We start from the raw sequence: 17400 nt of genomic DNA, 5'->3' as shown, positions 1-17400 counted from the left end.
TGCCGGCCAACAAATCATACCCGGGCTTAGCGGCTGGCCAGGTAGATGCGAAACCTGCGGTCCTGGGCGAGGACCCGCTGCTGGCGGAAGCCATGTTCCAGTGTGCGCCGGTAGTCGAGGTGGCGATTGGCGACCAGGCACAGCTGGCCGCCCGGGGCCAGCACCGCCGCCGCCTGGCTGAGCAGGCGCCTGCCCGCATAGTCATCCACTGTATGCTGGAGATGGAACGGTGGATTGCACAGGACAAGGTCGGGTGCGGGAGCGTTCCAGTCCCGGAGGCCGTCGCCGTGGAAAAAATGGGTTTCCGGCATCCGCTCGGGCAACACGGTTTCGAGGTTGAGTCGTGCAGAGGCGATGGCGTGGGCGGACTCATCGCAAAACCACAGCTCCCGGGCCAGGCCGCGCTGCAGAGCGAACAGGCCGATGACACCGTTGCCGCAGGCGAGGTCTACCGCTCTCGCTACCGGCTGCAGTTGCGACAGTTGTTGCAGCAGGAGGCGAGTGCCAGGGTCGAGACTCTCGCGGCTGAAGACATTGGGCAGAGAGCGCAGCGCGGCGCCCAGCGGCTCGCAAAGGTAGCTGCTTAGGGGCTCAGGCATGGTCCCTGCCGTCTGCGCTCCGCGCTGCGCCCGCCAGGCATGGGCCTTGTACCGCCCGCGCAATCTGTCACAGGGGCCGATGTAGCGGTTGATGAGGTTGTCCACTCCGGCAGGCAGGTGCTTGTCCATTCCCGCCGCCAGCAGCGTGGCCCCGGCGGGGAGGACCCGGGCAAGCTGTGCCAGCTGGTATTCCAGCAGGGCTTTCTGCTTCGGGATTCGCAGCAGCGCCAGTGCCGCACCCGCGGGGGGGAGGTCGGTACTCCAGACCAGTGCCGGCGCCGGGGTGTTGTTGGTTCGGGCATTCTCCGTCAGCGCGCGGGCTGCAAGAGCAGAATCCGTCCACAGGGTGCAGGCAGCACCTGTCGCAATCAGGGGCAGGGACAGGGCGCCGTAGTCGTCGTTGACAATGAGCGTGGACCCCGGCAGGGGTTGTTCGGCAACCGTATCCAGCAACAACAAATCGGCCCCGCACCAGGCCCGCAACAGCTCCTGTTTGCGGGCTGGGTAACGTTGTAGCTGGAACGGTCCGAACGGAGTGTCGCAAATGCTCGCGGCGCCGGGATCAGCCGCCGCGGACATACATGGTCAACTGCTGGCCCGGATAGATTGTGCCCCGCGGATTGAGCGCGTTCCAGGCGATGAGGTCCTCAACCTTGACCTTGAACCGCCGGGCAATACGATACAGGGAATCTCCGCGGCGCACTTTGTAGTCCCGGGGTTGGATCTGCGCAGCGCCACTGTTGGCAGCCAGCGTGGCGGCTGCGTAATCCCCCCGGGGAATCAGCAGGGTCGCCCCTTCGCGGATCAGGCTGCCCTGGATGTCGTTGGCTTCCCGCAACAGGTCGACCCGGGTACTGAATGTCCGGGCTATCCGCGACAGTGAATCTCCGCGTTTGACCCGGTAGTGCCGCCAGCTGACCCGTTCGTCCGGACTGAGGGAGGCGAGACGGGCGCGGAACACGTCCGCCCTTTCCGGCGGCAGCAGCAGCTCGGTGACGCCGGGAGACGTGGCCCAGCGCAGGTGGCCGGGGTTGAGTGCCTGCAGCACAGGCAGCTCGACATCGGCCAGCTCCGCCGCCCGCGCCAGTTCAATCTGGCCGCCGGTAGGCACGGGCACAAACGCGGGCGCGTTGGCCAGCGGCGGCAGCGCGAGTTCCCAGGCATCCGGCTCTCCGACAAGGCTGCTGAGTGCCAACAGGCGAGGGACGTAGTTGCGGGTTTCCGCGGGCAGCGGCAGGGACCAGAAATCGGTGCGTCGACCGTGGGCGCTGTTGCCCATGATCGCGCGGCCAACACGGCCCACCCCTCCATTGTAGGCAGCGACGGCGAGCAGCCAGTCTCCATCCAGGTTGTCGTGCAGGTACTGCAGGTAGTCCAAGGCCGCGGTGGTGGATTGCCGCAGGTCGCGACGGCCGTCGTACCACCAGTCGCTGTCGAGCCCCAGGTTGCGCCCGGTTGCAGGCATGATCTGCCACAGGCCCATCGCCTGTTGCGAGGAAAGCGCAAAGGGATCGAGAGCGCTTTCCACCAGGGGTAGCAGCGCCAGTTCCAGAGGCATGTCGCGGCGCTCGATTTCCTCCACGATGTAGTGCAGGTAGAGTGCCCCGCGTTCGGTGATGGTGTCGAAATAGCGTTCCTGCGCCAGGTAATGGGCCCTGGCTTCCCGCACCTGGCGGTTGTCGGGTATGTCCCACTGCATGCCGCTGCGCAGGCGTGCCCACAGGTCGTCGGGATTGATCTGCTCCGGTGTCGGGGAGCGCAGGGTACGGGTAAGCGGGGCGCCTCTGCGCTGCAACTGACTGCTCGCAGTCGTCTCCCGGGCGCTGTCAACGGCGTCATCGGAGGGCAGGACCTGGCAGCCGGCGATCACGAAAAAGCTCGAAATTACTAGCAGTATCCTATATAGGTAATTGTTTATATTTGAAAAAATCAAAATTCGTCCTTCCAGGACCGAAGGGCGGCAAAGACCTCTGCAGGCTTCTCCCCGTGCCATTTGCCCTGACGTCGAAGTGCAGCCACAAGAGCGGGCTCCTCGCAGCGCAGGAATGGATTGGTGGCCCGTTCCTGCGCCAGCTCCGAGGGTACCGTGGGGGCACCGCGTTCCCGCGTGGCAGCGACTTCCGCTTCGCGCCGGATGAGGTCTTCGTTGTCGGGTTCTGCCGCCCGGGCAAAGCGCAGGTTGGCCTGGGTGTATTCGTGGGCACAGTACACGCGGGTGGCGCCGGGCAGGGCAGCGAGGGCAGCCAGCGAAGCGTACATCTGCGGGGCCGTGCCCTCGAAGATGCGCCCACACCCCCCGGCGAAGAGGGTATCTCCGCAGAACAGCAGGGGCGGCTGCCGATCGCTGCCGGCATGGTAATAGGCAATGTGATCCAGCGTATGTCCGGGCACCGCCATGACCGTGAACTCATGGTCCAGCACCGTGACCCTGGCCCCAGCTTGCAGTGGCCGGGTGATGCCGGCGATAGCCGGATTGCGCGGACCATAGACCACGGGGTCACTGTGGGCGACCAGATCCGGGAGGCCGCCGACGTGGTCGAAGTGGTGATGGGTGATCAGGACGCCAGCGAGTTCGAGCTGGTCCCGCGCCAGCACCGCCAGCACGGGGGCGGCGTCGCCGGGATCGACCACAAAGCAGCGCCGGCTGCCGCTGTCGCGCAGGAGCCAGATATAATTGTCGCTGAAGGCCGGTACTGCTTCGATTGCCAGCATGGATAACGTTCAAAACCCCCTGAAATGCAGTAACATGCCCGCTTGGACACACAACGAGCCGATAGCCGGCCGCTGGAGACAATGGGCGAGTGTAGCGACATTTCGGACGAACTGGAATCCTGGTATGCAACTGCGGCGGGGAGTAATCTGCGGGCTGCCGTGCAGGCCGCCCTCGAGCCCATACTGGAGACCGCCTTCGGCTACCATCTGCTCCAGGTCGGCCATGTTCGCCAGCAGCCCCTGTTTGGCAACAGCCGGATTCGCCATCGAGCCTATGCCGCGCCGCGCCCCGGCCACAGTGTAACCGTTGTTGCGGAGCACGATGAGCTGCCCCTGGAGAGCGACAGCGTCGACGTGGTCATTGCCCATCACTGCCTGGACTTCACCGCGCAGCCGCACCGGGTACTGCGCGAGTTGCAGCGGGTCCTGACGCCCAACGGCCAGCTACTGCTGATTGGCTTCAATCCCTGGAGCCTGCTGGGAGCAGTGCATCGCCTGCGGGGGCTGGGTGGCAACCCGCTGTGGCAGAGCCACCGGCCGGTGGGCTGCACCCGCCTGCTGGACTGGCTGCGGCTGCTCGGTTGCGAGGCGGAGTCCGCCCACTACCTGAGCCCGCTGCCGGTGCCGGGCGAAGGCCGGATCGGTCGTCAGGCCGCCACCATCAATCGCTGGAGTGAACGCCACCGCTTGCCGCTGGGTGATGTTTATCTGATTCGCGCCATCAAGCAGGTCGGCGGTGCCACCCGGCCCGTACAGCGGGCCCGCCGTGGCACCCGCCTGATCGGGCTGGCAGTGCCGAACCCGGCACCAACCCCGCGCCAGGGTGACCACGCCGCGTGAAGCATGTGGAGATCTTTACCGACGGCGCCTGCCGCGGCAATCCGGGACCGGGTGGCTGGGGCGCGTTGCTGCGCTGCAATGGGCGCGAGCGGCAACTCTTTGGCGGGGAAGCCCACACCACCAACAACCGTATGGAATTGCAGGCGGCAATCGAGTCCCTGCGGGCCCTGAAGGAACCCTGCGAGGTCACGCTGACCACCGATTCCGCCTATGTGCGCGACGGCATCACCAGGTGGCTGCCCAACTGGAAGCAGAAAGGCTGGAAAACGGCTTCAAGGCTACCGGTCAAAAATGTCGACCTGTGGCAGGCGCTGGATGAGCAGAGCCAGCGCCACCGGATCAAGTGGCACTGGGTCAAGGGCCACAGTGGCCACCGGGAGAACGACATTGCCGACCAGCTGGCCAACAGGGGCATCGATGAACTTTAGGCCCGGCGACAACGAGGAGTACCTGTGAGACTGATTGTACTGGACACGGAAACGACCGGCCTGGAGGTCAACCAGGGCCACCGGATCATTGAAATCGGCTGTGTCGAACTGGTGAACCGGCGCCTGACCGGCAACCACTTCCACCGTTATATCAATCCCCAGCGCGACATTGACCAGGGCGCCATCGAAGTACATGGCATCACCAGTGAATTCCTCGCCGACAAGCCCCTGTTTGCGCAGGTAGCCGCGGAATTTCTCGATTTCGTCCGCGGTGCCGAGCTGGTGATACACAATGCCCCCTTCGATATCGGCTTCCTGGACGCGGAACTGCGGCGTCTTGATGAACGCCATCCGGGCCTGGAGGTCCTGTGCCCGGTGACCGACACACTGCTCATGGCCCGGGCCCGACACCCGGGACAGCGCAACAATCTGGACGCGCTCTGCAACCGTTACACCGTGGACAACTCCCAGCGCGACCTGCACGGGGCTCTGCTGGATGCCGAGATCCTGGCCGACGTGTATCTGGCAATGACGGGAGGCCAGACCGCCTTCCAGTTGGCGGATCACGGGCCGGGAGAGAGCGACGGCAGTGGCCGCAGCGAGGGCATCCGGCGCTTGCCGGCCCAGCGACCGGCGCTGGTCGTGCCCAGGGCCAGTGCCGAAGATCTGGCCGCCCATGAGGCCCAGCTGGAGGCAATCGCCGGCGCCAGCGGCGGCAAGGTGCTGTGGCGGGAGGTGGTGCGGACATGAGTTTCAAACCCGACAATCGGCCTCCGGCCTCTGTGGAGGACGCCCTGCATCTGGTGTTCCAGCGCGGCCAGGTGGTTACCGACATGAGCAGCCGCGACCCGCTGCTGCAGCGGGAGGAGCTGCGGGCCATGGGCTGGGTGGTGATGCGTGAGCAGTTCCTCGGTTACTGGCACGGTCGTCCCTGCTACGCAGTGGAGATTGACGCCGGTATTGAGCCTGATCCCATGCGCTTTGCCCGCGGCAATCTGTATCAGTTGCTCGGCCGCATCGACGATGGCCTTTTTGCCCTCGCTGGCCGGGCCGCCCAGTTGCTGGCCTGGGAGCGCGATCACCAGTTCTGTGGCCGCTGCGGCGCCGCCATGACCGTCGACCTCGTGGAGCGGGCCATGCGCTGCGGCCCCTGCGGCACGGTCAACTATCCGCGCATCAACCCCTGTGTCATCGTGCTGGTTACCCGCGGGGAGGAATTGCTGCTGGCTCGCAATGCCAACTTCCCGGGCAACATGTACAGCACCCTGGCAGGATTCATCGAAGCCGGTGAGAGCGCGGAGGACACCCTGCATCGGGAGGTGCGGGAAGAGGTCGGGGTGGAGGTGCGCGGGCTGCGCTACTTCGGTTCCCAGTCCTGGCCGTTTCCGAGCCAATTGATGCTGGGTTTCTTCGCGCAGTATGCCGGCGGCCAGATTGTCTGCGAACCCGCGGAGATCGCCGACGCGGGTTGGTACCACTTCAGCGACCTGCCCCAGGTGCCGCCCCCGAGCTCGATTGCAGGACAACTCATTCGCCACTACATCAACGAACTGACACGGGAGTAACCCTTTTGGAATATCTTTACGAATATGGGCTGTTTCTGGCCCGGGCCGTCACTGTCGTTGCCGCCATCCTGTTGGTCGTCAGCGGTATGGTCGCCTTGAGCCAGCGGCACAAGTCGGAGCGGAAGGGGCACATGGAAATCAACAAGCTCAATGATCGCTACCAGCAGGTGGGCGACACCATGCGCGAGACGATAGCGGGTCCGGAGGTTCACAAGGCCGAACTCAAGGCCCGTCACAAAGCCGACAAAGCTGCCGCCAAGGCGGCGAAGAAACGCCTCAAGGGTCGGGAAACAGCATCAGAAAGTAATCGCAAGCGTCTGTTTATAATGGATTATGACGGTGACATCAGGGCCAGTGCTACAGATCAGCTGCGGGAGGAGATATCCGCGGTGTTGCCGCAGCTGGAGGAGGGTGACGAGATCCTGCTGCGGCTGGAAAGCCCCGGTGGCCTGGTGCATGGCTATGGCCTGGCAGCCAGCCAGCTCAAGCGCATAACCGATGCCGGGGCCCAGCTGACCGTGGCCGTGGACAAGGTCGCAGCCAGCGGTGGCTACATGATGGCCTGCGTCGGGCAGCGAATTATCGCTGCACCCTTTGCGGTGCTGGGCTCCATCGGGGTATTGGCCCAGCTACCCAATTTTCACCGTCTGTTGAAGAAGCACGACATCGATTTCGAGCTGCTCACGGCCGGTGAATACAAGCGCACCCTGACCCTGTTCGGCGAGAATACCGACAAGGGCCGGGAGAAGTTCATCGAGGACCTGGAGATTACCCACGGCCTGTTCAAGGCCTTTGTGGCCGAAAACCGGCCCGCGCTGGATATCGACAAGGTGGCTACCGGGGAGATCTGGTACGGTCGCGATGCGCTCGACATCGGCCTGGTGGATGCGCTCCAGACCAGCGACGCCTTTGTGCAGGAACAGCTGCGGGATCGCGACGTCTTCGAAGTCAAATTCGTAGAGAAGAAGGCCTGGCAGGAAAAGCTGGGCATGGCCGCCGAGGGCGCGGTGGAGCGCGGGCTGCTGAAGCTCTGGCAACACAACCGCGGCCCTCATGCCTGAGCGGCGCCGGCGATCCTGCAGCAGCCCGGTCAATAACCGTGGTAGCGATTGTAGTCAAATACCCCCGCCGCCCGCGAATCCTGTTCTCGCTGCAGAGTGTGCAGGCGGTCGCTGACCGACCAGAACCAGGGGGAATTGCGCCGTACCCCGTAGCGATAGCGCAGCAGCGCCATGTCCTCGTCCGTGCGCAGGGCGAGGATATCCGCCACGAACAGCGGTACCTGCTTCTCATGGATCTGGAAAAACTGGTTGGGATGTGAGCCGATAATCCCGGCCACGACCGTCAGCCCATCTTCTTCCGGCAATCTGCGCTCGTCCTCGCGGAACAGCTGGGCAATATTGCTGTAGCCGGCGTCATGCAGCAGCGTGTAGGCCTCGTCCCGCTGGCTGCCAATCACATGGATGAAGCTGACTGCGGGCAGGAAGCGGTTGTGCTTGCCGCGGGCTGCCACCAGGCGGTCGAAGGCCGCGGCCATGGCAGGGCTGGCGCTGTGGCGGTAGTCGAAATTGGCGGCGCCGGCAGCGTGGATGCGCTGTCGCATCCAGCCGAGGAATTCCGCCTTCGGGTCCTCGCTCTGGTAATCAAGGGGGCTCTCGAGCTGGATACTCTCGCTGCGGATGAACTGGTGTTCGCGGACGGCGTCGGGTGCACCCCGGTACCAGTGGTCCCAGAGTTCCTGACGCTGGTCCGCGGGCAGGAACAGGAGCAGGTTCAGCTCCCCCTCCATGCGCAGGAAATCCATGTACAGACGCGACTCGAGCTGATGGGAGACGGCGCCGAAGACGTCAAAGTTGGCCACCAGCAGATAGTGGATGCGCTCCAGCAGGGAATAGGTGATGACCCAGGCGGTCTTGGGAGTATCGCCGACAAAGCCCTTGACCACCGAGGCGGTGTCGACGTGGCGGAAGATGGTTAGTGCGGCGTTGGGGTTGTCGCCGTCGCCGTCCCAGATGGCCTCAAGGCCCGGTTTGCGCCCTTGCTGGGCGTACTGCTCGCGCAGGTGCTTGTCCTTGGCCCGCATGTAGCGTTTGTGGGCACGGGCGTAGCGGCGCCAGTCAAGCAGGTCGATGACGCTGCCGCTGGTGGCGGTGGGCAGGCGCAGGTTGTGGCTCTCCTGTTCCAGGAACGGGCCGTCAAGCTCCGGTTCCAGCTGATCCGGGTCAAGGAACATTACCCAGAACCTGTCGTCGATGACGTTCAGGGCAATCTGGCCACGGCACACCGGCCCCTTGATGAAATTCATGATGGTGAATTCCGCGTCCTCCAGCAGGAAGCGGTAGCGGGCCCTTACCGGGATAGCGGCGAAGTTGAGGAACGGGTTGCCGGCGGTTTCCTCAGCGTAGCCGGGGAGGGCGGGGACTTCGTACTCCGGTGCCAGGAACAGATCCCGGTACCAGTCCCTGCGTGCACGGTCGAAGCGATAGGGTTGGTGGCTCTTGCGGGCCACGACCACGGGCATGCGCTGCAACCGGTAGTAGAAGTCGCTGTACCCGGGGTCATCGAAGGGACGCCGGGTAGCGATGATCTCGACCGGTTCTCCGGGCGCCGTGCTGGAGCGTACCAGTCGGAACCAGTGCGGATTGTCGCGGTTCTCCAGGTGCAGGGTAGCCAGGAACAGGTGCTCGTACACATAGCGTGCCATCAGCCGGGACTTGTTATCGGGGGCATTGAGGAAGCTCTCCCAGGCTGTCACCTCGGTTGCCACTGCGTCTGGCAGCGGTTCCGGGGCCAGCGGCGGGGCGCCCGCATCCAGCCAGCGCCCGAGGATTGCGTGCTCTTCCGGCTGCAGTCCCGGCAGTCCATAGGGCATCCCCCACAACGGATAGTCGCGGGCGAAGCGGTCGAACTCGCCGGGCTTGGGGCACTGCTGGTCGCGGTGCAGATCGAAATCGAAGCCGTCGGGCAGGGCGCCGGTGCTGGGCAGTGGATTGGCCTGCTTGAGTTCCAGTATTCGCCGCATGACGCCCTGCTGTGGAGTGTTCGCATCGAGTACCGGGAAAAAGCCCTTGTCGCGCCACTCCCGAGGGCTGTGGGCATCGTCGAACAGGCGGGTCAGATCGCCGGCCAGCAGCCGGGTGGAGTCGTAGACCAGGGTCTTGCTGGCGCCCCGGGACAGCCCCTCGTGGGCTTCCAGCTTGAGCTGGCAGGGAGCGTCGTAGCAGGCGTGGCAGACGACGCAGCGCTGGGCCAGGATCTCCTGCGCCCTTTGCGCCGTGTCATCCGCCGACCCGGTAGCGGACAGCAGCAGCAACAGGACTGCAACGACCACTGGGTTGTTCCCTGGATTCACACGTGCTCCACGTCAGATTGGCGGCAATGACCGGGGACAACAACGGGTGCGGATCCGGCCGGGCATTGGTCTCCAACATGATAACACGCATACTATTCAGGCCCACTCGCCACGCAACAACCTGAACCGCGACAAGGAATCGGCATGAGCATCGACACCATCATCTTTACCCTGGACCTGCTGGGGGTTGCGGTATTTGCCATCAGTGGGGCGCTGGCGGCTGCGGAAAAACGCCTCGATATCCTCGGTTTCGTGCTGTTTGGCACCATCACCGGCATCGGCGGTGGCACGGTGCGCGATCTCCTGCTGCAGACCGGGGAGGTCTTCTGGATCGGCAATATCGCCTATCTCTGGGTCTGTATCGGTGCCAGCGTTGCCACCTGGTTTCTGGCGCACTTGTTCGAGTCCCTGCGCACCGTCCTGTTGTGGGCGGACGCCCTGGGCCTGGCGCTGTTCAGCGTGCTGGGCACTCAGAAAGCCCTGGCCTGGGATGCCCCGCTACTGGTGGCCATTGGCATGGGCATGATGACCGCCACTTTTGGCTCGCTGATCCGGGACGGATTGCTGGGACGACCGCCGGTGCTGCTGGAGCCGGATATCTATGTGACCGCGGCGGCACTGGGTGCGGTCAGCTATGTGGTGCTGGCCGCGCAGGACTGGGGGCAGGGTATAGCCCTGCCGCTGGCGGTGGCCGCTGCCTTTGCGCTGCGGGGCGCAGCCATCCTGTTTGACCTGCGCCTGCCCAAGTATCGTCCCCGCGGCGGGCAGGAGTCCTGAGCGGGGCGCATTGCTTCAGCCCTTGCCGGTGGGCTTGTTGGGTCCGGCCTGGGAGTCCTTTTCTATGTATTCGATGATCTTGCCGGCGATGTCGATGCCAGTGGCTTTCTCAATGCCCTCCAGGCCCGGCGACGAGTTCACCTCAATGACCAGCGGACCGTGAGCCGAGCGCAGGATGTCCACCCCGGCCAGGTCCAGTCCCATGACCCGGGCCGCCTTCAGGGCCAGGCGTCGTTCCTCGGGAGTCAGCTTGATCACCTCCGCGGTACCGCCGCGGTGCAGGTTGGAGCGATATTCGCCTTTCACCGCCTTGCGCTGCATGGCGGCAATCACTTTTTCCCCGACCACGAAACAGCGGATGTCCGAGCCGCCGGCCTCCTTGATGAATTCCTGCACCAGGAAATCGGAGCCGATCCCGCGGAAAGCATTGATCAGGGCCTCTGCAGCTTTTTTGGTCTCCGCCAGCAGCACGCCGTTACCGTGGGTACTTTCGGTCAGCTTGAGAATCAGCGGCGCGCCGCCAACGGATTCGATCAGCTTGTCCGTGGCCCTCGCAGAGTGGGCGTAACTGGTGACCGGTTGGCCGATACCGCGCCGGGCCAGCAGCTGGTGGGCGCGCAGCTTGTCCCGTGAGCGGGTGATGGCAATCGATTCGTTCAGTGAATACACCTGACCAACCTCGAACTGGCGTAACACCGCACAGCCGTAAGAGGTGATGCTGGCGCCGATCCGCGGGATAACCGCCTCGAAATCCAGGGCCTCCACCTTTTCCGCGGAGTGCTGGTAGGTCACCGTGGGATCGTTGGCAGTGATATTCATGTAACACTTGAGCACATCGATAACCCGCACGTCGTGCCCCCGCGCGGTCGCCGCTTCCAGCAGGCGACGGGTGGAATAGAGTCTGCGGTTGCGTGACAGAATGCCGATCTTCATAGAGTGTCCCTGGAGCTGGAATGGAAGTGACTGCAACGCGCATCATAGCTGGTATGGAGGCGTTTTACACAAACTCCCATGGCGGTGGGCGCCCGGCGGTGGAGCGAGACAGCTGTGGCTAGCGGATATAGTCCAGGTTCTGTTGCAGCATTTCGGGCGTCACCAGGGTCACCCCGCCGGGGGAGACCTCGAAGCGGCGCCGATCCTGCTCCGGGTCAAATCCGATGACAGTCCCCGCCGCCAGTTGGCAGCCGGTTTCAATCACTGCCTTGTGAATGTGGCAGTCGGGCCCGATCACCACCCGGGGCAGCAGAACCGAGTCCGTCACCCTGGCGGACTCTCCCAGCCGGACTTGAGAAAACAACACCGAGTGGCGTACCAGGGCCCCGGATACGATACAGCCGTTCGCAACCATCGAATCCACCGCCATGCCCCGGCGGCCCTCATCGTCAAACACAAACTTCGCCGGCGGCGCCTGGATCTGGTGCGTGCGAATGGGCCACTGGGTGTCAAACAGGTCCAGCTCTGGTACCACGCCGATCAGCTCCATGTTGGCAGACCAGTAGCTGTCCAGCGTGCCCACGTCGCGCCAGTAGGCCCGGGCGCCAGTCTTGGGGTCCCGAAATGGGGACGCATAGACTCTGTCCTGTTGTACCGCACGCGGCAGGATGTCCTTGCCAAAGTCGTGCCCGGACTTTTCATCCAGGTTGTCACGGCGCAGACAATCCAGCAGATAGTCGACGGTAAACACGTAGATACCCATGGAGGCCAGGGCGTAGTCCGGTTGTTGCGGTATGCCTTGGGGCGTCGCGGGCTTTTCTTCAAATCCACGTACGCGACCGTCGGGGTCAACTTCCATGACCCCAAAGGCGCTGGCATCCGCCAGCGGCACCTCCATGCAGGCGACCGTGACATCGGCCTGGTTCTCCACGTGGGTGGCGAGGAGGGCGCCGTAATCCATCTTGTAGATATGGTCGCCACCCAGGATCAGCACGAACCGGGGGTCGTGGGCGTGGATGATGTCGATATTCTGGAATACCGCATCGGCGGTACCGCTGTACCAGCCCCCACCGGTGCGCTGCTGGGCCGGTAGCAGCTCCACGAACTCCCCCAGCTCGCCGCGCATAAAGCCCCAGCCCAGGCTCAGGTGACGAATCAGGGAGTGGGCCTTGTACTGGGTCAATACACCGATCCGGCGCACGCCGGAGTTGACGCAGTTGGACAGGGTGAAGTCGATGATGCGCATGTTGCCGCCGAAGGGAACCGCGGGCTTGGCCCGCTCGGTGGTCAGGCCACCCAGTCGGGAGCCGCGGCCTCCGGCCAGAATCAGCGCCAGGGTGTCGCGCGTCATCGCGCTGACGAAACGCTCCGGGAAATGAAAGCTCACCCTAGCGGTGCCATTCGGCCCGCAGGTCTCGGCATTCTTCGCGCCAGGGGCAGTTCTCTTCGCTGCAGGTAAACCGCTGCTCACTGGCAAAGCAGGGACGTTTCCCCGCGGCAGCCTGCTGCGCCCATATTTTCCAGCGCCGCGCACTGCCGGTACGTCTCCGAGCGCTTGCGCGATCCGGGTCGGAAGCAGATCCGCTGTGGTTGCTCAATCTGGCCTGCTGCATGGTATGGCTCCTTGCGCACGACTGACAGGATCAACAAGCCGCCGCGCCAATTCGGTTCTGTCAGAGTAACGCCAAGGGGCATGGGCTGCGTTGACCCGCGTCAATCGAGTTGAGATTAGTACACTGAATAGCCTTCCGCAAAGAATCCACATATGCGCATAATATATATTATGTTAAGTAAAGGATTTGGGCACACAGTTATGCACAGGCTGCTTGCCGGGCGCGCTTCCCAGGGCCATGATGTCGGCCTCCCTCTTCACATTTCGTATAGCTGATTGTCATCATGAGCCACAAACTCCACATTCACAGTGAACAACGCGCCCTGCGCTGGGCGCTTGTAGGTTCCCTGGGTTTCATTGCACTGGCGCTGACATTCGCATTGATCACGCGCTCGGACGCTATATTGTTCGACGGTATCTACTCGCTGATCGCGTTTTGCGTGGCGTTACTGACGCTCAAGGTTGCCCGTCTGGCTGAGCGGCCAGATGATGACCGTTTCCACTTTGGCTATACCTCCATGGAACCGGCCCTCAACCTGTTCAAGGCGCTTTTTATCCTGGTTGCCTGCACCTGGGCCTGCATTGAGGCAGTCAAGCGGCTGATGCTTGGTGGCAATCCGGCGGAATACGGCCTGGCCACGATCTACGGTGCCGCTGCCACGGTTGGCTGCCTGCTGGTCGCCTGGTTGATGGCCCGCGCAGGGCGCCAGACTCGCTCCGACCTGGTAGCCGTCGAATCCCGGACCTGGCTGGTGGATGGCCTGCTCAGTGCCGCGGTGTTTGCCGGGTTCCTGTTTGCCTGGTTGCTGGAAGGTGCCGCCTGGGCCCAGTACGCTCCGGTGGTCGACCCGCTGCTGCTGATCGCCATAGTGCTTGTAGCGCTGCCCGTGCCGCTGGGGATTCTTCGCGACAGCATGCGGGAAATATTGTGGATGGCGCCTCCAGAACCGCTGGTCAACGACATCGAGGAGCAGCTGCTGGCCTCCCTCGCCGACGTGGCAACCGACCTGGTTGAGGTGCGGGTTACCAAACGTGGTCGCAATACCTACCTGCTCGTCCACGTGGTTGTCAGTGAGGATTTTCGTATCAATTCTGTCGCCGATCTCGATGTCATTCGCCATCGCAGTGAGGCGGCACTGAAATCCTGGCGGCCCGAGATTGTCATGGATATGTTGTTTGTCCGCGATCCGGCGCTGGCTGACTGACCCTGCCGCCATTCCGGGCAAGGGCGTTCGCGTACTTTACACAGCTGCAAAAAATTGCATAGAAAACTGACAGGAGTTGATGCCATGAATGCACCCTTGCCCACTCGCCGGGAAGAAACTGCTGCGCAGCGCTGGGGCCGGTTCAGCCCGATCAGCACAGGTGAGGAATATGTCGCCAGCCTGCGCAACCGCGGTGTCTGCGTGTACCTTTTCGGCGAGAAAATTGCAGAGCCCGTGGACCACCCGATCATCAGGCCTTCCATCAACGCCTTGCAGGCGACCTACGACCTCGCAATTGCAGACCCGGAGCTGGCAACGGCGCATTCCCCTCTGGTCAATGCGCGGGTCAACCGGTTCCTGCACATTGTCGAGTCACCACAGGACCTGGTACTGAAAAACCGGATGCAGCGCCGCATGGGCCAGCTCACCGGTACCTGCTTCCAGCGCTGTGCAGGCCTGGATACCATCAGCGTATTGCACTCCATTACCTGGGATATCGACCAGAAGCACGGCACGCCCTATCACCAGCGCTATCTCGACTTCATGCGCGAGGCCCAGTGCAACAACGTGATTATCGGTGCCGGCATGACGGATCCCAAGGGAGACCGCAGCAAGCGGCCCCACGAGCAGGCGGACCCCGACCTGTTTCTGCATGTAACCGCACGCAATGATCGCGGGCTTTACGTCACCGGGGCCAAGGCCCACATGACCGGTGGTCTCAACAGTCACTGGATCTGCATCATGCCGACCATGAACATGACAGCGGCGGACCGGGACTACGCGGTGGTGGGCATGGTGCCCGGCGATGCCGAGGGCCTGACCTATATCTACGGCCGCCAATCCTGCGATACCCGCGCCCTGGAAGCCGGCGATATCGACAAGGGCAACGCCCGCTACGGCGGGCAGGAGACCCTGGTGGTGTTCGACAATGTGTTCATTCCCTGGGAGCACGTATTGTTGGACGGCGAATACGAGTTCGCGCAGCCGATGGTGGCGCGGCTCACCGCGTACCATCGCGCCAGCTATGTCTGCAAGACCGGGCTCGGGGACGTGATGGTAGGCGCCGCAGCCGCGATCGCCGAGTACAACGGCGCCGATGCTGCCAGCCATATCAAGGACAAGCTGGTGGAAATGACCCACCTCAACGAGACCATCTACTCCTCCGCCATCGCTTCCTCCCACGAGGCGCAGCAGCTGGCTTCCGGTATCTATATGAACGATGAAATGCTGGCCAACGTCTGCAAGCACAACGTCACCCGCTTTCCCTACGAGATTTCCCGTCTGGCCCAGGATTTGGCGGGCGGCCTGATGGTCACCCTGCCCTCGCAGGCGGATTTCGAGCAGGAAGAGACCGGTCCAATGCTGCGCAAATATTTCCAGGGCCGGCCTGATATTCCGGTCGAAAGCCGCACCCGCATACTGCGCCTGATCGAGAACATGACCCTGGGTCGTAACGCAGTGGGTTACCTGACCGAGTCCCTGCACGGGGCCGGCTCGCCCCAGGCCCAGCGCATCCAGATCCTGCGGGGCATGGAACTGGAACGGAAAAAAGGCTACGCGCAAGAGCTTGCGGGTATCGAGATCATCGCCACGGACGCAGCAGCGCGCTGACTCAGCCCAGCTTCAAGCCGACGGTGGCGATGCGCTCGCCGTCGAGTTTCTTCACCACGAACTGCACGTGCCCCAGGGAGACCCGGTCACCGACCACCGGCTTCTGGTGGAACTGGCGGTTGATGAACTCTGCCACGGTCAGGGCACGCAGCGGCTCGGGCACTTCGAAGCCGTACATCTGTGACAGGTCCGCGAGACGCGCGTCGGGCTTGAGTACGAAGCTGCCAAAGAAATCCGCAACCTCGCGCTCGCGGTCAGTGCGGCTCGCGGTCGGGGTAAACAGCCGCGCCAGCGCCGGAGTGCCGCCGTCGGTCCCCAGTACCATGACGTGATCCGCGTCCTGTATCGTCTGCTGCTGCCATTCCTGCAGCAGTACCCCCTGGCGTACCAGCCCCACCAGCTGGGCACCCCCGGACAGTGGCAGGCGCGCCACCTGGGTGCCGATGGCCGGGCTGCCGACCACCGCCCGATACACCAGCAGCTCCTTTTCCTGGTCATCCGGTATTTTCAATACCAGGTGCTCTGGTTCCTCCAGCACCGGCGGTACTTCGATACCCAGCCAGCGAGCGATGGGGGCGATAGTCCAACCCTGCAACACCAGCGACACGAGAACCACGAAAAAAGCCAGTTCGAAGAAGGTATCCGCCAGCTCCAGCCCCGCCAGGGAGGGAAACAACGCGAGGATAATGGGTACGGCGCCGCGCAGGCCGCACCAGCTGATGAAGACCTGCTCCCGCCAGGGAAAGTGGAATGGCAGCAGGGCCAGCAGTACTGCCACCGGTCGCGCTACCAGGATCAGGGCCAGCGCGATGCCCAGGCCGGGCAACACCAGGGGTATCAGGCTGCTGGGTGTAATCAGCAGCCCCAGCATCAGGAACATGCCGATCTGCGCCAGCCAGGCGATGCCGTCGTGAAAACGGCGAATGTCCTTGGCGTGGGGCAAGGAGGCATTTCCGACCAGTATTCCCACCAGATAGATCGCCAGGAAGCCGCTGCCGCCCCACAGGTTGCTGATGCCGAAGACACTCATGCCTCCCGCCAGCGCCAGTAGTGGGTACATGGACACCGGCAGTACCAGCCGCTTGAGCAGCAATACCAGTAAATAGCCGCCGGCAAAGCCGATCGCGAGGCCCAGGCCCATTTGTTCGGCAAAGGCTCCGAGAATCTCGAGGCCCGGACTGGCGGCGCGCAGCACCAGCAGTTCCACCAGGGTGATGGTCAGGAAAATGGCCATCGGATCGTTGCTGCCGGACTCGATCTCCAGCGTGGCGCTGGTTCGCTCCTTGAGTCGCAGGCCGGCTGATCGCAGCAGGCCGAACACCGCCGCTGCATCGGTGGAGCCAACGATGGCGCCTATGAGCATGGCCTCGAGCCAGGGCAGGTTCAAGACCAGCTTCGCGGCCAGGCCGGTGATGCCCGCCGTGACCAGAACACCCACAGTGGCCAGGGACAGGGCGGGGCCGAGACTGACCCGGAACGTGTCCTTGCGTGCACCCTGGCCGCCGTCGAAAATTATGATGGCCAGCGCCAGGCTGCCGAACAGGAATGCCTGGCTCACGTTGTCGAAGCGGATGCCGCCGACGCCCTCCTCTCCGGCCAACATGCCCAGCACCAGGAATACCAGCAGTACCGGGGCGCCCACCCGCCGCGACAACCCACTCGCCACAACGCACAGCAGCGCCAGCAGGGCACCCCAGAAGATCAGCGAGTTGGTGATTGCTGCGGGTAGCATGGCGTCAAATGTGGCTGTCCTGTAGCGAAAAGGC

Annotated in this window: 15 protein-coding genes; 8 read left to right on the top strand and 7 right to left on the bottom strand. The window is 63.6% G+C overall.

Annotated elements, in window-relative coordinates:
* Positions 1–26 precede the first annotated feature (26 nt).
* From RLO07_RS16600 to gloB, 3 genes are read right to left on the bottom strand one after another with little or no spacing between them, the layout of a single operon-like run.
* Positions 27–1178 carry a class I SAM-dependent methyltransferase gene (locus RLO07_RS16600; protein WP_462293258.1) on the bottom strand — a complete coding sequence of 384 codons (1152 nt, stop codon included), beginning with the start codon at positions 1176–1178 and terminating at the stop codon, positions 27–29.
* Positions 1162–2469: a LysM peptidoglycan-binding domain-containing protein gene (locus tag RLO07_RS16595; protein ID WP_462293257.1), complete on the bottom strand. Its 1308-nt coding sequence runs from the start codon at positions 2467–2469 to the stop codon at positions 1162–1164. Before RLO07_RS16595 ends, RLO07_RS16600 begins: the two co-directional genes overlap by 17 nt.
* Before the next feature lie 59 nt (positions 2470–2528).
* A complete protein-coding gene (gene gloB, locus RLO07_RS16590; protein ID WP_462293256.1) occupies positions 2529–3311 on the bottom strand; it encodes a hydroxyacylglutathione hydrolase in 783 nt (260 codons plus the stop codon).
* Between the two features lie 42 nt (positions 3312–3353).
* On the opposite strand from gloB, the gene RLO07_RS16585 reads away from it, so the two are divergent.
* From RLO07_RS16585 to sohB, 5 genes are read left to right on the top strand one after another with little or no spacing between them, the layout of a single operon-like run.
* Positions 3354–4151, top strand: a complete 798-nt coding sequence (locus RLO07_RS16585) for a class I SAM-dependent methyltransferase (RefSeq protein ID WP_462293255.1) — start codon at positions 3354–3356, stop codon at positions 4149–4151.
* A complete protein-coding gene (gene rnhA, locus RLO07_RS16580; RefSeq protein WP_462293254.1) occupies positions 4148–4579 on the top strand; it encodes a ribonuclease HI in 432 nt (143 codons plus the stop codon). Before RLO07_RS16585 ends, rnhA begins: the two co-directional genes overlap by 4 nt.
* A gap of 24 nt (positions 4580–4603) precedes the next feature.
* Positions 4604–5329: a DNA polymerase III subunit epsilon gene (gene dnaQ / locus RLO07_RS16575; RefSeq protein ID WP_462293253.1), complete on the top strand. Its 726-nt coding sequence runs from the start codon at positions 4604–4606 to the stop codon at positions 5327–5329.
* Positions 5326–6144, top strand: coding sequence for an NAD(+) diphosphatase (gene nudC, locus RLO07_RS16570; protein WP_462293252.1), 819 nt, complete (start codon positions 5326–5328; stop codon positions 6142–6144). Before dnaQ ends, nudC begins: the two co-directional genes overlap by 4 nt.
* 5 nt (positions 6145–6149) lie before the next feature.
* Positions 6150–7205, top strand: coding sequence for a protease SohB (gene sohB / locus RLO07_RS16565; protein WP_462293251.1), 1056 nt, complete (start codon positions 6150–6152; stop codon positions 7203–7205).
* 29 nt (positions 7206–7234) lie between these two features.
* On the opposite strand, the gene RLO07_RS16560 is transcribed toward sohB, so the two are convergent.
* Positions 7235–9475, bottom strand: a complete 2241-nt coding sequence (locus RLO07_RS16560) for a fatty acid cis/trans isomerase (protein ID WP_462293250.1) — start codon at positions 9473–9475, stop codon at positions 7235–7237.
* A 165-nt stretch (positions 9476–9640) separates the two neighbouring features.
* Between RLO07_RS16560 and RLO07_RS16555 the strand changes: the two genes are divergently transcribed.
* Positions 9641–10273 (top strand): trimeric intracellular cation channel family protein, encoded by a 633-nt coding sequence (locus RLO07_RS16555; protein WP_462293249.1) that lies wholly within the window; start codon positions 9641–9643, stop codon positions 10271–10273.
* Positions 10274–10288: 15 nt separating this feature from the next.
* On the opposite strand, the gene rimK is transcribed toward RLO07_RS16555, so the two are convergent.
* Positions 10289–11206, bottom strand: a complete 918-nt coding sequence (rimK, locus tag RLO07_RS16550; RefSeq protein ID WP_462293248.1) for a 30S ribosomal protein S6--L-glutamate ligase — start codon at positions 11204–11206, stop codon at positions 10289–10291.
* 118 nt (positions 11207–11324) lie between these two features.
* Positions 11325–12593, bottom strand: a complete 1269-nt coding sequence (glgC, locus tag RLO07_RS16545) for a glucose-1-phosphate adenylyltransferase (protein ID WP_462293247.1) — start codon at positions 12591–12593, stop codon at positions 11325–11327.
* Between the two features lie 509 nt (positions 12594–13102).
* Here glgC and RLO07_RS16540 point away from each other — a divergent pair.
* Complete coding sequence (locus RLO07_RS16540; RefSeq protein ID WP_462293246.1) at positions 13103–14023, top strand: cation diffusion facilitator family transporter; 921 nt, start codon at positions 13103–13105, stop codon at positions 14021–14023.
* Between the two features lie 84 nt (positions 14024–14107).
* Positions 14108–15634 (top strand): 4-hydroxyphenylacetate 3-hydroxylase family protein, encoded by a 1527-nt coding sequence (locus RLO07_RS16535; protein WP_462293245.1) that lies wholly within the window; start codon positions 14108–14110, stop codon positions 15632–15634.
* Position 15635: 1 nt separating this feature from the next.
* Here RLO07_RS16535 and RLO07_RS16530 read toward each other — a convergent pair whose 3' ends face one another.
* Positions 15636–17366 (bottom strand): potassium/proton antiporter, encoded by a 1731-nt coding sequence (locus RLO07_RS16530; protein ID WP_462293244.1) that lies wholly within the window; start codon positions 17364–17366, stop codon positions 15636–15638.
* Positions 17367–17400 lie beyond the last annotated feature (34 nt).

It is taken from the genome of Haliea sp. (genome assembly GCF_040221975.1).
Lineage (GTDB): Bacteria > Pseudomonadota > Gammaproteobacteria > Pseudomonadales > Halieaceae > Haliea.
This window is presented reverse-complemented; position numbering and strand designations above follow the sequence as displayed.